Here is a 14222-nt window from a genome sequence, read left to right on the forward strand (position 1 = left end):
CTGCCAATGCTGCTGATCTGGCTTCGTACCCGGTCAGCAGCATTGTGTTCTGCGGGGCTTTACGGGCGGCTTGGTACTGCATAGAAGTCATTCATGCTGGGAGCCTGACCGTCAGCTCAGGGTCGATAGCTGCCGGCCGATGAGTGCAACGCGAAGTGCCGCAACCAGCCTTCGCCGGACATAGGCTCCGACCAAGAGAAGGTCCGATCCTGGCTGATTTCGGACGGTAAGAGCCGCAGTCAAGATTTCTTCAGCCACATATCACCAACCTGAGTTGACGCCCGACATGCCCGCACAGAGCCTGGTTCACCTGCACGGGTGATCCAGGCTTTATGCCGTCTGGGTGTCTCTCAAGCGTTGGCTGTGACGACCTCACAGCCCCATCTGATTTCCGGCCCTGCGTGTTCACACACCGGGGCCGTTTGCTTTGGAGCGACCATGTCCCCTTCATGCACCCCCCGGAACGACACGGATCTGTTGCCGCTGTCGACCTTGCCCATCTACTCTCGCCCCAAGATCGTTCAACAGGCGCTGCGCCTCATGGAAAAGTCGATTCGGGACACCCCACTGCTGACCTCCCCGCAGGCCGTTCGTGACTACCTTCGGCTGCGTCTGGCCGACCGTCCTCACGAAGTGTTCGGGGTCTTGTTCCTCACGGCCCAGCACCAAGTCATCGAGTTCGTGGAGATGTTCAGAGGCACGCTGACGCAGACCTCGGTCTACCCCAGGGAGGTGGTCATTGAGGCGCTCAGCAGAAATGCGGCAGCCGTGATCCTCACGCACAACCACCCCAGCGGCAAAACCGATCCTTCCGTTGCCGATGAGGCGCTGACCCACGCAATCAAGTCGGCCTTGTCCGTCGTGGATGTTCATGTCCTGGATCACTTCATCGTGACCTGTCGTGACGTCTACAGCTTCGCCGAGAACCGCAAGCTCTGACCCTCCCCCTCAAACCAACTTCCCTCTTCACTTCGCCACCCCTGCCACTCGGCTCGGGTGGCTTTTTCTTGTCTTCACACAAAGGAGTTCTTCATGCAAACCTGTCCTCATTGCGAATCCACGCGCCTGCAGATCCGTCGTGTCGGTCGTAAAGCCGGCGCTGCCATCGGCGGCGTTGCCGGTGCGGCCGGAGGCATTGCCTCGGCCATGGGTGGTGCCCAGGCGGGCGCCACGGTCGGGCTGGTCGCCGGCCCCCTCGGCTCTTTGCTCGGTGGCCTGGCTGGTGCCCTGATTGGTGGCGTCGTCGGTGGAGGCGTTGGCAGCACCGTCGGCAGCAAAGCCGGTGAAGCACTGGATGACGGTGTCTTTGACAAGTACGAGTGCCTCTCTTGCGGTCACACCTTCAACCTGTGATCGCTCCCCCTCAATTCAAATGCAAAGGAAACACCATGGCTCATCTCGTTGAACAAATGGCTTACGTGGGCGCGGCACCCTGGCATGCACTTGGTCACCAACTGCCCCCCAAGCAACCGCTGGAAGTCTGGGCACAGAAGGCCGGCATGGACTGGACGATCCGTGAGACCCCTGTTCGCTACCTGGCACAGCCTGAAGATGGTGGCCCAGCCATCATGGCTTTCGACGAACAAAAAGTCCTCTACCGCAGCGATACCAATGCCCCGCTGTCGGTGGTCAGTGGTCGCTACCAGGTCGTGCAACCCAAGGAGGTGTTGGAGTTCTACCGGGACCTGTCCGAGATCTCCGGCTTCGAGCTGGAAACCGCTGGCGTGCTCAAGGCTGGCAAAAAGTTCTGGGCACTGGCTCGTACGGGCAAGGAAACGGCGCTGAAGGGCAATGACGTGGTCAAAGGCTATCTGCTGCTGGCAACGTCCTGTGACGGAACATTGGCGACCACGGCCACACCCACCACGGTGCGGGTCGTGTGCAACAACACGCTGTCCATCGCACTCAACGGAGCGGTGGGGGCCATCAAGGTGCCACACAGCACGAGCTTTGATGCGCAGGCGGTCAAGCGTCAGTTGGGCATTGCCGTGTCCCAGTGGGACAGCTTCATGTACCGCATGAAGACCCTGTCGGAGTGCAAGGTCAAGAGCCACGAGGCCTTGAACTACTTCCTCAAGGTGCTCTGCCACCAGGACGCCACGCCTGATCAGTCCACTGGGATGAGCAACGAGCGCGCCTTGAAGAAGGTGCTGGCCATGTACGACGGGCATGGTCGCGGCGCTGAGCTGTCGGCAGCCAAAGGCACCGCTTGGGGCCTGTTGTGCTCGATCACCGAGTTCGTGGACCACGAGCGTCGAGCACGAAGCCAGGAATACCGGCTGGACAGCGCCTGGTTCGGGCAAGGGGCCAACCTCAAGCAACGAGCCCTGGACCATGCGCTGCAGCTGGCTTCCTGAATCCACAAACCCCACCAATCCACCCACTGCATAAGCCCCGCATCCCTTCAGGGGGCGCGGGGCTTTTTTTACACAGAAGAGATATCACATGGCAAACACCCAAACGACACATGCCACCCGCAGGCCTTCACCGGCCCTTCGACTCATCAAGACCACTGACCTCCATCGAGATCAGTGGCTTGATGTTCGTCGCTCTGGCATCGGCAGCTCGGACGCCGCAGCGGCCGTAGGGCTCAACCCCTACAAGTCTCAGTTGGAACTCTGGATGGAGAAAACCGGGAGAGGTGCAGCCTTGCCTCAGGTCGATCCCAACGACGAATCCAGCCCGATGTACTGGGGCACCTTGCTGGAGCCCATCGTCGCAGCTCACTACACGAAGCGAACCGGCAATCGTGTTCGTCGGGTGAACGCGGTGCTACAGCACCCCACGCACCCGTGGATGCTGGCCAACTTGGACCGAGAGGTCATGGGCAGTCCGGATGTCGCCATCCTGGAGTGCAAGACGGCTGGGCTCAACGGCGCACGCCTCTGGAAGGAGGGGGTGCCCGACTACGTCCACCTGCAGGTGATGCACCAACTGGCGGTCACCGGCAAGCAGGCCGCCGATGTGGCCGTGCTGATCTGTGGGCAGGACCTGCAGATCTTCCGCATCCAGCGTGATGAGGAGCAGATCCAGCAACTCATCCGGCTGGAGCAGGCCTTCTGGGAGTACGTCGAAAAGGATATCCAGCCACCGGCAGACGGCTCCGACTCGGCAGACCTGGCGCTGCGCTGCCTGTATCCCCGTGACACAGGCGAGGTGCTGGACTTGTCCCAGGAAACAGAGCTGGCCGCTGCGTTCTCTGACCTGCTGGCTGTCCGGCAAAAGCTGGCTGATGTGGTCGAGTTGGAGTCCCAGCTCAAGCAGCGCATCCAGCAACGCATGGGCGATGCCTCACGGGCGGTGTTCGAGTGCGGCGAAGTCAGCTGGAAGCGCAGCAAGGACAGTGTGACGCTGGACACGGCCCGACTGCTGAAGGAGCAGCCGGCATTGCTCACCGTCTACACGCAGACCAAACCCGGTAGCCGCCGCTTCTTGGTTCAGACGTGAACACCCCCATCCCCCAGGCCGGTCTCTTCGGAGGTCGGCCTTTTCTTTTTTTGAAAGGAATCAACATGATCAAAGGTTTGGCACTGACACCACCCGTCATCGGGCGGATCTCGATTGGCCGTGTCGTCGAGAAGAACGGCAAGCGTCTGCCTGAGAAAGACGACGAGTTCACCCTCACCAGCCAGATCCAGCACAAGGATGGTTGGATCACCCACCCGCTCGATGACACCTTGCGCGGCAGCAGTGGAGCCAAGCTGCGCAGCATCCCGATCAAGCTGCTGTTTGACGACCCAGACCTGAACATGCGTGCGAACTACACCTTGTTCAACCGGACCACGGGGCGTCCGATGTGCGTCGGCAATGGAGAGACCTGTCGACGTGCGACGGCAGAGGGCATCCAGACTTTTGAGTGCCGGACACCCGATGGCTGTGAACTGGCTCAGGGAAGCCAATGCAAGCCCTACGGGCGGCTGAATGTCCGGGTAGGGGAGGACGACGTGCTGGGCACCTTCATCCTGCGCACGACGGGGTTCAACACCATCAGAACGCTGCTGGCACGCATGGCGTACCTGAGTGCGCTCACAGGGGGCATCCTGGCATCCATGCCGCTGGAGTTGCGCCTGCGTGGAAAGTCGACCACCCAGTCCCATCGGGCACCGATCTACTTCGTAGACCTGACGCTCAGGGCTGGTCAGTCACTGCATGAGGCTGTCGAGCAGGCACGCACCGAGCGGGCCAAGCAGATAGAGTTGGGGGTTGACCAGGCTGCACTGGACGAAGCCGCCAGACGGGGCTTTGCCATGGGCGCGTTTGAAGACGTGGAGGACGATGGTCTGCCGATCATCGAGGAGTTCTTCCCGGATGCGGTCCAAGACGATGCACAAACATCCGGCCCCCTCAATGCCAGCAGAACAGTGCTTCGGGACAAGCTGAGCGCCAAGACCAACAGACTGGAGTCAGCATCGGCTGGCTGAGTCGGGGTGAGGGCACCTGCGCTTGGAATCAAGGCAACCAAAAGAAAGAGGCCGGCTGTGATGCCGGCCTCTCATCAGTTGCTTTACTTCTTGAGACGCTTTTCGCCTTCTTTGACGTACTCCTCGGCGAATGCCTTGCCGACCTTGCCAGCACCAATTGCGGTGTTGGCCACAACGGCTCCCAGCAACTTTGCTCCATTGAGGAGCTTGTCACCAGGGGTGTAGGAGTGACGCAGATCGTCAAACTTGTCTTTGAGACTGAAGAAACCCATAGATCCCCCTTACATCAAGGCCGATAGGCCGTATCAGATCAGTCGTCGATCTTGCCGGTGCCTTCGCAATCAGGGCACTCGACACGCGCTTTGGGATCGCCACCGCAACCGGGGCAACTGCTGGGATGACGCTCGTCGTCATCACCGTAGTCCATGGGACACGGGATCACACCTTTGCCATTGCAGCGGGGACATTTTCTTTTTGCCATTTTTCGATCTTTCTACGCGGGGTTAATGACCTCGGCCTCCCTGGCGTCCGGCATTACTGCTGGGTGAACCACAACCACAAATGGGTCGTAAATGCCGTGGCCTTGAAAGCATTGTAGAACGACGATTTCGCCCATGCCAAGGGTGTCGGTGAAGGAAGATCGTGACAAATCTCTCGTGCGCTTGGGCGCCGTGATCCGCGCACGCCGGTTGTCCTTGGATCTGTCTCAAGAAGCGCTGGCTGACGTGGCCGAAATTGACCGGTCGCACATGGGCAAGATCGAACGAGGTGAACGCAACGTCACTTTCCTGAACATCTTGAAGATCGCCACAGCGATCCAATGCCGCCCGTCCGATTTACTCAGAGAAGCAGATCTGTAGATTGACTAGCTCCGTGCGGTGCGCATATGCCTGTGGAGTGACCGCATGCTGCGCTCCCAGGGATCGCTCAAAGTCGTGTGCTGTGCGGCTCTCGACGCCCCGCTTTCGCGGGGCGTCCTCTTAAGCGTTCCGGCGCCATACTGCTGAAGTTGAAAGTCAGTTGGCGCCTGAATCCGATCTGCCTATTTAGGGGGCCTTCCCGTGTCCAGGTACGCCCGGCGCAGGTGAGCGGCCGCCTCCAGACACACCACCGGTAGTGCTGGTGCGCCCGCCCCAGCCCTTGCCGCCAGCCTGGTTGCCGCTACCTCCAGCGCCGTTACCACCTTTACCGCCACCCTGGGCTCCGCCTCCCTTGCTACCGCCTACGCTACCTTTAGCCATGAGAATCCCCTCTTACGACGCCCCTAGCCGACCGATTGGCGGCGTTCTTGTCGGGCGTCGGGATTGATCTTGAAGCAATCGAAATTGCGCGACAGAGGAAACGTGGAAATGCATACACCGACCGCTGGCCAGATTCTTCAAAGCGGACTTAGCCAGCCATTTGAGCCGCTTACCTTGCGTCGCCCGATGAGGCTTTTCCCGACCTCCCTGGGGCTCGAGCCCCTCAAGGCAGGCCTTCCGAGTGATGACTTCCTAGCTAACTTTCTGACTGGTCGTCGAACGTACTTGGCATACATCCGGAATGGCTTCGGGCGGGATTTCAAGAACTTCCAGAACTACGCACTGCAAAGGGTCGAGACGACACCTGCGGTTCGCCAGCGACTGCTGAACGCCGTGGGTGGAAGCGAAGAAGTGCTGGCGCTTCTGGCGAGCAGAATGAAAGAGGGCGTATTGATCGCGGAACTTGCTCAGTACACAAGGGTGGCTGAGGGCGCGCTATTCCAAGTTATGCGGACACTATCGTCTGGATCGCTAAAGTGTGTCCACTGTCAGGCCGAACTGATTTCCAAACCAGCGCTGTGGTGGTCTGAGCAGGTCTGCGAACTGGGTGAGGCGGAATATCGCTTTGTCGATCGAATCCTGTACAGCGTTCTGGCCACAACGTTACTGCCCCTGGTGTTCAGTTCGGACTGGGAACAAAAGCAACACGCAGCCGCGCGTATAGCCAACTTGTGCAGCGGTGATGCGCACGTGTTCAGGAATTGGCTCGACTTGGTTCGACACCGCTACCGCGCAAAGGACTTGGCGTCGCTTGCCACGCGGGCGGGCATGTTTGGCCCTTCACCTGACAGCCACCTGCAGCGATGTGCCCGAGGTGAGATGCTTACGGTCGACACGATCAACGAGGTCACGACAAGGCTGAACGATCCTAAACCGCTGCGCAACCTCGGCCTGCATGCTCGCGCTCTGGCATTTGCAATTGACTTCCTGATTGCGTCAGACAGAGGGTTTTCGCCCTTGGAATGGCTCGTCGCTCAGGCTGTCATCAAGGATCGGCTCATGCAGTTGTTTCAGGACTTGAAGCTGGGCACCACAACGGGCGCACGGCGATTAACAACATCGGTCGAGACGCTCGCTTGATTGCCGCTCGGACGTAGCAGCTTCTTTCAGCGCCCTGATGAGGGTTGGTCGTGCTTGATCTGACTGAAAGTTCATGGCCGCTTCGCAGCGGGAGCCGACCACCGTGAATCCAATGGAGATTTCCGGTAGCAGTCGTTCAGTGACGAACCTGTAGCCAGGGACCTGGGCTAATTTGAAGAAAGCCCGTTCATGGATGAGGCACAGGCACTGATCCAGATGCTCAGAACAGAGTTGAAGGAATAATGGCTCAAAACAGGAGAATTGCATGAGCCAAACTTGGCCTTATCCCGGCGCACGTTGGTGGAAGTTCGATTTCCATACCCACACACCGGCATCCAAAGACACGGGGGCCTGGCAGGCTGCCATTGGTACGCCCGCTGAGCTGACGCCACAAACCTGGTTGCTCAAATACATGGCCGCGGACATCGACTGTGTTGCTGTCACCGATCACAACACGGGCGATTGGATCGACAAACTCAAAGCCGCCTATGCGGAGATGAAGGCCGAGGCCGACGCAGGCACACCGCGCGCCGGCTTCCGTGAGCTACACGTTTTCCCCGGAGTGGAAATTTCCGTTCAGGGCGGCTTTCACCTGCTGGCGATCTTCGACCCGTCTGCCTCCGGCCAGACCATCAGCGACCTATTGGCGAGGGTGGAGTACGAGGGAACGCGGGGTGACAGCGATGGTGTTACCCGCGAAGGGGCCAGCAAGGTTGTGGAGCGCATTCTTGCGGCGGGAGGCATTGCCATCCCAGCACACGTTGAGGGAGACAAGGGGTTGTTACAGGTCGAGCCTGGCACAACCAAATGCCTGTTGGACGCCACAACGGTCAAGCAGGTCTTGCAAGTGCCAGGCATCCTAGCGCTGGAGTGGACTACTTGCACCAGTCCTAAGCCGACGGTACTTGACGAATTGAAACTGCGTTTCGCCAGCGTGGTCGGCAGCGATTGCCACAGCTTCCAAGGTGCGGCTGTTCCTGGTTCGCGCTACACATGGATCAAGATGGCCCGGCCAAGCTTGGAAGGCTTGCGCCTTGCGTTGCTGGATGGGCAGGAGGTCTCGGTAAAGCGTAGCGAAGAGAGCAGTGGCTTTACGCCGTTCAACACGCCAGAGCATTTCATTGCGTCGATCGAAATCAGCGAGGCGCGCTTTATGGGGCGCGGCAGGCAGCCCGCCAGCTTGCCGCTCAATCCGTATTTCAATGCCCTGATCGGTGGACGTGGCACAGGCAAGTCGACCATCGTGCATGCCCTGCGCCTGGCCTATCGGCGCGAGAAGGAGTTGTCGCCCAACTCGGATGCAGGGCAGACCTTCAGCCGCTTCCACAAAGTCGCCAAGAGCCGCAACGATGAAGGCGGACTCCGGGCGGAGACGGCCATCCGCGTACAAGTGCAGCGCGATGGCACGTCCTATCGCCTTGACTGGCGACAAGACGGTCAAGGCTGCGCGGTGGAGGAATGGGATGCAGCCATGGGCAGCTTCACGCCCTCGACCAGCCAAGCTATCACTGCTCAGCGATTTCCAGTGCGTCTGTTCAGCCAAGGGCAGATCGCGGCGCTGGCGGGCGACAGCCAGCAGGCCCTGCTAAAGGTAATCGACGATGCAGCTGACACGCAGTCTCAGCAGGTGGCCTTTGAAGAAGCCAAGCGTGCCTTCCTGGCCGCTAGGGCGCAATTTCGCGAGCTGGATGGCAAGCTGCAAGGACGCGAAGCGCTGACGCTTGCCCTGCACGACATACAGCGCAAGCTGGCCCGCTTCGAGGGTGCCGACCATGCGGTGGTGCTAACAAACTACCAACGCACCAGCCGACAAAGCCGCGAGTTGGAACGTCAGTTCGATGCCGTCGCCGAGTTGTCAGAGCGCTTGAAGGCATTTGCGGCTGACGTGCTGGCGGAAGACTCCCCAGAAGGGCTGTTCGACGCAGGCGAAGACAGCGAGGCACTGAGCTTTGTCCAAGCGCTGCACACGGCCATCGCCAAAGCGCGGCAGGAGGTCGCGAACACAGCCGTCGCGCTGCATGAGCGCGGACGGGTCCTGCGTAATGAGTTGGAGGCCTCGCCCACGTTTGCGCGGATTGGCGCGGCAAAGGCGACCTATGAAAAACTGAAAGCCGACCTTCAGCAACAAGGTGTCAGCGACCCAAGTGAGTATGGCCGTCTGGTGCAAGAAAAGCAGCGGATCGAAACCGATCTGAAGAAGCTTGAGGTCTTGCAGAAGCAGCAAATTGAGTTGCGCGACAAGGCTAAAGCACTGCTGGAGCACGTGCTGTCCGCCCGACGCGCCATCAGTGCCCAACGGAGCGCATTTCTTCAGGAAACGCTGCAAGGCAATCGGTTTGTTCGGATCGAACTGATCCCATACAGCCGGGATGCGCAGGGCATTGAACGCTCCCTACGGGAGCTGCTTGGCGCTGCTGACGGCAAGTACGTAGACGATCTCTATCAGGAGCAAGAGGGGGTGGGACCCAAAGGGCTCCTGGCCGATTTGCTGGGCACGGTTGCTCTGTTCGAGGAGCCGGGCGCGTGGGACACAGCAGCATTTGAGCAGGCGCTGCTGTCTCAGAAGAAGCGCCTGTCAGAAGCCTGTCGTGGCCAGGCAGAATTTGGAGGCTGGTTCAATAAATTCTTGAAATCGGAAGCCGACAAGCGCCCAGAGTTCATCGATCACATCCTGTGCTGGTTCCCCGAGGACGGATTACAGGTGGAATACAGCCGCAAGGGAGACGGGCGGGACTTTCAGTCTATCGGCCAAGCGTCCGCCGGTCAGCGCGCGGCCGCGATGCTCGCTTTCTTGTTGGCGCACGGCAATGAGCCGCTCGTGCTTGATCAGCCTGAGGACGATCTGGACAACCACCTAATCTACGGACTGGTGGTTCAGCAGATACGCAGCAACAAGCTGCGTCGTCAGCTGATCGTCGTGACCCACAACCCCAACATAGTGGTCAATGGCGATGCGGAGCTGATTCACGTGCTGGACTTCAACCACCAGTGCCATGTGAAGCAAAATGGCTCCTTGCAAGATCCAGCAATGCGCCGCGAGGTCTGTCAGGTGATGGAGGGAGGCGAAGAAGCGTTTGAGAGGCGCTATCAGCGTCTGGGAAGAGATGTTTGAGGCTCGGAAAAGTTGCCAAATCGAACAATGACCGACGTCTGCTTACAGCCTGAAGCTGTCCATGCCTGGTGAGCGGCAGTTCTGCAGCGTGAGCGGTCGGTCAACCCTTAACAGTCGCGCCGCGGCTGTGGAAGCCGCGCAGCGGTCATTCGAGAGCGCCGGCGATCGACCCATTGCAGCCGGTCATTGCACAAGGGCTGGTGACGGCTCAGCAGCGGTAGCAGCCGGCCAGGCGGGGCTTCGTGCGCAGCGCGAACTGCGTAGCCCGCCGAAAACATGGCCTGAGCCTCTGTCGGTGGTATGAAGATAGCGGACGTCGCCGCGCCAAGCCACTCAAGACTTGTCCCCCTGAACGTCACAACAGCAGAGGTTGCCTATTTCGTGGCCGGCGGCGTCATCCATTGCTGCCGCATCATCATTTGGTCCATCATCATCTGCTGCATGCCCATGTACTGATCCATCATGTACTGGCGCTGCTTCATCTGTTCTGGCGTGAGTGTCGAGTAGTACCCGTGCATCCCACCCCAGCCCATCATGCCTGATCCATGCATCATGCCTGGTCCGCCCATCATCCCTGGGCCGTGCATCATTCCGTGACCACCCATCATGCCTGGGCCCCACATGCCGTGCATCGCCGTCATGGCGTTCTGCATGGCAAGGTAGTGGTCCTGCATCAGCTTTTGTCGCTCAAGCGGGTCCTGGGTCTGGCGGATGCGATCCATTTGCTCCTGCATTCGCTTCATCTGCGCTTGAGCCTCGCTAAGTTGCTTATCGAAGGCCTTCACGTCGGGTGCTGTCTGAGTCTTGGCATCCTTCGCGGGTGCCTGTGCCTGAACGGCGACGGGCATTGTAGAAAGCAGTAGTGCAGCAATTGCACCGTTGAGTACGAGTCGCTTCATGGTGGCTCCTTCAGTGACTGTCGCGAAGCCCGGAAGGGCCGGGCACAAAAGTTTAGGGGCATATCAGCATGAGCCTGCCAAGAGCTCGCGTCAAGCGACACCACCATATCGAGATACTCATCGAACGACCTACCTCGTTGACGAAAATCAATTGACTATGGCCGACCAGCCCAGGCTCACTGGTGCACACCCTTGATGTGCCCGCGCTTGGCCGCGCTAGCGCCCGTGTTGCGACGTAGAGAATCGAGAGCGCCGCACTCGCCGATGCAGGTGCCGCCTGCGCAAGCATCACGGATGTCCTGAATCTGCTGCTTCAGCGCTGTCAACTCTGAGATGCGCGCATCCACATGGCGAGCGTGGTTGTCGAGCAGCTCGTTGACCTCGTCGCAAGGCTTGGTCGGGTCATCTTGCAGACGCAGCAAAACCCGAATCTCATCGTGCGTCATGTCCAGCGAGCGGCAGCGCAGGATGAACGACAGCCGGTCGACATGCGTTTGGCCGTAAATGCGATAGTTGTTCGCGCTCCGCTCAGGGGGTTGTAGAAGCCCTTCCGCCTCATAGAAGCGCACGGTCTGCACTGGGCATCCAGTTTGTCCCGCCAACTCACCAATCTTCATTTTGTTTGCCCTATGACTTGACTCTCCAGTGACTATAGGGTTTTTAATGTGAACATGACAACGCCAAACACCTCAAGTACAAGCGCATCAAATTGTTCAGGCAGCGAGAACCAAAGCTGTGGATGCTCGGCATCGGAGTCGGCTGTTATGGCCGCCGCCAACCCAGCAGGCTCCGGCTGGGCGACGTTTCGCATTGCCACCATGGATTGCTCGGCCGAGGAGTCGGAGATCCGGCGCGCGCTGGACGGTGTTCCGAATATCAAAGCGCTGCGGTTTCAGCTCGGCGCCCGAACGCTCGGCATCAGCGCTTCCGCTGAAGCTTTGCCGCTGGCCTTGGATGTGATCCGCAAGGCGGGCTTTGAGCCGCTACCTGTGACAGCGCCCAATGCAGCCAAGGATGGCACTGGAGACCACGGTGCGGAGTCCGACCATGCACCCACCAGCGGTGGCTGGGTCAGATACGCCCTGGCCTTGGGTCTGGCCATCCTTGCGGAGGCCCTCGGGTTCTTTGCGCCCGATACCACCCCCTTCAAGTCGCTTGGCTTGGCACTTGCCGCAGTGGCCATTGGCTTGGCGGGGCTGGAGACCTACCGCAAAGGCCTGTCGGCCCTGCGCCATGGCAAGCTGAACATCAATGCTCTGATGACGGTGGCGGTCACCGGGGCCTTTTTCATCGGCCAGTGGCCGGAAGCGGCCATGGTCATGGCGCTGTACGCCATCGCAGAGTTGATTGAAGCTCGGTCCGTGGACAAGGCGCGCAACGCCATCAAGGGCTTGCTCGACCTGAGCCCGCAAGAAGCCACAGTTCAGCAAGCGGACGGCCAATGGGCCGTGGTCGATGTGCAGCAGATCGCACTTGGTAGCACGGTGCGCATTCGCCCTGGGGAACGCGTCCCCTTGGATGGCACGGTCACCCAGGGCAACAGCGCCATCAACCAGGCGCCGGTCACAGGCGAAAGCATTCCCGTGGACAAAGGCCTGGGGGATCCCGTGTTCGCCGGCACCATCAACGAAACGGGCGAGTTGACCTTCACGGTGACCGCCATGGCGACAGACACCACCTTGGCTCGCATCATCGAAGCGGTCGAGCAGGCCCAGGGCACCCGGGCGCCCACTCAGCGGTTCGTCGATCGCTTCGCAGCGATTTACACCCCGGCCGTGTTCTTGCTTGCGGTGGCCATGGCCGTGCTGACACCCTGGCTCATGGACTGGACCTGGCTGCAGGCGCTTTACAAGGCCCTGGTGCTGCTGGTCATCGCGTGTCCTTGCGCCTTGGTGATCTCGACCCCGGTCACGGTCGTCAGCGCTCTGGCTTCTGCCGCACGTCGCGGCATCCTGATCAAGGGTGGCACTTACCTGGAAGATGCCCGCAAGGTGCGCGTGATCGCGATGGACAAGACGGGGACTATCACTGAGGGCAAGCCCAAATTGGTGGCTTGGGAAGCGATCCAGGGCGAGCGCGAGCGAGTCGCCCAATTGGCTGGCAGCCTGGCGTCTCGATCCGACCATCCAGTGTCCCAGGCCATCTCCAAGGGGCTTACTGTGCAGGCGCTGGAGCTGGAGGCCTTTGAGGCGCTGCCGGGCCGAGGCGTTCGCGCCGTGTGCCAAGGCCAGACCTATGTGCTGGGCAATCACCGTTTGATCGAGGAACGCGGCCAGTGCGACAGCGCACTGGAAGCCAAGTTGCTGGAGCAGGAGCAGGCAGGCCACAGCGTCACCTTGCTGGCCAGCGATCAGGGCGTGCTCGCCTTGTTTGCGGTGGCCGACACGATCAAGGAATCTTCCCGTCAGGCCATAGCAGAACTCAAAGCCCTGCGTGTACGTCCTGTCATGCTCACGGGCGACAACAGTGCTACGGCCAAGTCCATCGCGACCCAGGCCGGTATCGCGGAGGCCAGGGGCAATTTGCTGCCTCAGGACAAGCTGCAGGCCATCGAGAGCTTGCTGCAGGAGCACGGCATGACCGCCATGACGGGAGATGGCATCAACGATGCGCCTGCCCTGGCCAAAGCCAGTATCGGCATCGCCATGGGTGGTGCCGGCACCGACACCGCCATGGAAGCGGCCGACGTGGTGATCATGAATGACGACCTGCGCCGCATTCCGGAGTTGATCCGCTTGTCGCGCCAGACGCACGCGGTGCTTTGGCAGAACATCTCTCTTGCACTGGGCATCAAGGCCGTTTTCCTGATCATGGCCGTTTTTGGCAACGCCTCGATGTGGATGGCGGTGTTCGCCGACATGGGGGCCAGTTTGCTCGTGGTCGCCAACGGTTTACGCCTGCTCAAGGCCCGTGTGGATCGATGATGTTCTACACGGTACGTCGACCATCCATGTCCCTGACGAACTGACCCTATACTTCTTGCCCATGCGCCGCTTGGTCTTTGTTTTTCTGCTGATATGGTTTCCGCTCCAGATCTCCTGGGCTGCGGTGTCCAGCTATTGCCAGCACGAAAAAGGGGCCGCAGCCCAGCATTTTGGTCACCACGATCATGTGCACCATGCACCAAGCGTGGATGACAAAAGCGGCTCGGATCCCAAGGGCAAGGACGGGCATTTCCAGAATGGCAGCGTTGACAACGACTGCGCGTCATGCCACCTGGCCGCGATGCAACCGTTGACCGGCGATTCACGGCAACCCGTCTTGGAAGCCGGCGCTGTGCTGGCGGCAATCTTGGTGCAAGGGCACCCCTTGCACATTCCTGAGGGGCTAGAACGCCCCGACATACGTCTCGCCGCCTGATTCGGCGAGACGGCAGCTTTTCCCCATCTCCTGTCCATTGGATAGCCAG

13 protein-coding genes are annotated in these 14222 nt (G+C 60.1%); 10 read left to right on the forward strand and 3 right to left on the reverse strand.

What is annotated here, in order from left to right; genetic code table 11:
* Positions 1–438 precede the first annotated feature (438 nt).
* The 5 genes from RBT42_RS14500 to RBT42_RS14520 all read left to right on the forward strand — a co-directional run bounded on the left by RBT42_RS14500 (position 439) and on the right by RBT42_RS14520 (position 4421).
* The gene (locus RBT42_RS14500; protein WP_320366370.1) at positions 439–939 is read left to right on the forward strand and encodes a RadC family protein; all 501 of its coding nucleotides are present in this window, start codon (positions 439–441) and stop codon (positions 937–939) included.
* A 93-nt stretch (positions 940–1032) separates the two neighbouring features.
* Positions 1033–1353, forward strand: coding sequence for a hypothetical protein (locus RBT42_RS14505; RefSeq protein ID WP_320366372.1), 321 nt, complete (start codon positions 1033–1035; stop codon positions 1351–1353).
* Between the two features lie 35 nt (positions 1354–1388).
* On the forward strand, positions 1389–2357 hold the full coding sequence (locus tag RBT42_RS14510; RefSeq protein ID WP_320366374.1) for a DUF932 domain-containing protein: 969 nt from the start codon (positions 1389–1391) through the stop codon (positions 2355–2357).
* An 88-nt stretch (positions 2358–2445) separates the two neighbouring features.
* The gene (locus RBT42_RS14515; RefSeq protein WP_320366376.1) at positions 2446–3447 is read left to right on the forward strand and encodes a lambda-exonuclease family protein; all 1002 of its coding nucleotides are present in this window, start codon (positions 2446–2448) and stop codon (positions 3445–3447) included.
* A gap of 65 nt (positions 3448–3512) precedes the next feature.
* Positions 3513–4421 (forward strand): hydrolase or metal-binding protein, encoded by a 909-nt coding sequence (locus RBT42_RS14520; protein ID WP_320366408.1) that lies wholly within the window; start codon positions 3513–3515, stop codon positions 4419–4421.
* A gap of 83 nt (positions 4422–4504) precedes the next feature.
* Here RBT42_RS14520 and RBT42_RS14525 read toward each other — a convergent pair whose 3' ends face one another.
* A complete protein-coding gene (locus RBT42_RS14525; RefSeq protein WP_320366378.1) occupies positions 4505–4693 on the reverse strand; it encodes a hypothetical protein in 189 nt (62 codons plus the stop codon).
* Positions 4694–5035: 342 nt separating this feature from the next.
* Between RBT42_RS14525 and RBT42_RS14530 the strand changes: the two genes are divergently transcribed.
* From RBT42_RS14530 to RBT42_RS14540, 3 genes are all read left to right on the forward strand, one after another.
* Positions 5036–5281 carry a helix-turn-helix transcriptional regulator gene (locus RBT42_RS14530; RefSeq protein WP_320366380.1) on the forward strand — a complete coding sequence of 82 codons (246 nt, stop codon included), beginning with the start codon at positions 5036–5038 and terminating at the stop codon, positions 5279–5281.
* Positions 5282–5731: 450 nt separating this feature from the next.
* Positions 5732–6802: a hypothetical protein gene (locus RBT42_RS14535; protein WP_320366382.1), complete on the forward strand. Its 1071-nt coding sequence runs from the start codon at positions 5732–5734 to the stop codon at positions 6800–6802.
* Positions 6803–7067: 265 nt separating this feature from the next.
* Complete coding sequence (locus RBT42_RS14540; RefSeq protein WP_320366384.1) at positions 7068–9914, forward strand: TrlF family AAA-like ATPase; 2847 nt, start codon at positions 7068–7070, stop codon at positions 9912–9914.
* A 374-nt stretch (positions 9915–10288) separates the two neighbouring features.
* Here RBT42_RS14540 and RBT42_RS14545 read toward each other — a convergent pair whose 3' ends face one another.
* Both RBT42_RS14545 and cadR read right to left on the reverse strand, forming a co-directional pair.
* The gene (locus tag RBT42_RS14545) at positions 10289–10813 is read right to left on the reverse strand and encodes a hypothetical protein (protein ID WP_320366387.1); all 525 of its coding nucleotides are present in this window, start codon (positions 10811–10813) and stop codon (positions 10289–10291) included.
* A gap of 176 nt (positions 10814–10989) precedes the next feature.
* Entirely contained in the window at positions 10990–11430 is a 441-nt protein-coding gene (gene cadR, locus RBT42_RS14550) for a Cd(II)/Pb(II)-responsive transcriptional regulator (RefSeq protein WP_320366389.1), read from the reverse strand.
* Between the two features lie 54 nt (positions 11431–11484).
* On the opposite strand from cadR, the gene RBT42_RS14555 reads away from it, so the two are divergent.
* Positions 11485–13737 (forward strand): heavy metal translocating P-type ATPase, encoded by a 2253-nt coding sequence (locus RBT42_RS14555; protein ID WP_320366391.1) that lies wholly within the window; start codon positions 11485–11487, stop codon positions 13735–13737.
* A gap of 61 nt (positions 13738–13798) precedes the next feature.
* Positions 13799–14173 carry a hypothetical protein gene (locus RBT42_RS14560; RefSeq protein WP_320366393.1) on the forward strand — a complete coding sequence of 125 codons (375 nt, stop codon included), beginning with the start codon at positions 13799–13801 and terminating at the stop codon, positions 14171–14173.
* Positions 14174–14222: the final 49 nt, after the last annotated feature.

This window comes from Aquabacterium sp. (genome assembly GCF_034003525.1).
Lineage (GTDB): Bacteria > Pseudomonadota > Gammaproteobacteria > Burkholderiales > Burkholderiaceae_C > Aquabacterium.

Excerpts from the sequence above, each read along its gene's own strand:
- RBT42_RS14560 (WP_320366393.1), top strand. The coding sequence starts at position 13,799 with ATGCGCCGCTTGGTCTTTGTTTTTCTGCTGATATGGTTTCCGCTCCAG.
- RBT42_RS14540 (WP_320366384.1), top strand. The coding sequence starts at position 7,068 with ATGAGCCAAACTTGGCCTTATCCCGGCGCACGTTGGTGGAAGTTCGAT.
- RBT42_RS14500 (WP_320366370.1), top strand. The coding sequence starts at position 439 with ATGTCCCCTTCATGCACCCCCCGGAACGACACGGATCTGTTGCCGCTG.
- RBT42_RS14520 (WP_320366408.1), top strand. The coding sequence starts at position 3,513 with ATGATCAAAGGTTTGGCACTGACACCACCCGTCATCGGGCGGATCTCG.
- RBT42_RS14505 (WP_320366372.1), top strand. The coding sequence starts at position 1,033 with ATGCAAACCTGTCCTCATTGCGAATCCACGCGCCTGCAGATCCGTCGT.
- RBT42_RS14515 (WP_320366376.1), top strand. The coding sequence starts at position 2,446 with ATGGCAAACACCCAAACGACACATGCCACCCGCAGGCCTTCACCGGCC.
- RBT42_RS14525 (WP_320366378.1), bottom strand. The coding sequence starts at position 4,693 with ATGGGTTTCTTCAGTCTCAAAGACAAGTTTGACGATCTGCGTCACTCC.
- cadR (WP_320366389.1), bottom strand. The coding sequence starts at position 11,430 with ATGAAGATTGGTGAGTTGGCGGGACAAACTGGATGCCCAGTGCAGACC.
- RBT42_RS14555 (WP_320366391.1), top strand. The coding sequence starts at position 11,485 with ATGACAACGCCAAACACCTCAAGTACAAGCGCATCAAATTGTTCAGGC.
- RBT42_RS14530 (WP_320366380.1), top strand. The coding sequence starts at position 5,036 with ATGCCAAGGGTGTCGGTGAAGGAAGATCGTGACAAATCTCTCGTGCGC.
- RBT42_RS14545 (WP_320366387.1), bottom strand. The coding sequence starts at position 10,813 with ATGAAGCGACTCGTACTCAACGGTGCAATTGCTGCACTACTGCTTTCT.
- RBT42_RS14510 (WP_320366374.1), top strand. The coding sequence starts at position 1,389 with ATGGCTCATCTCGTTGAACAAATGGCTTACGTGGGCGCGGCACCCTGG.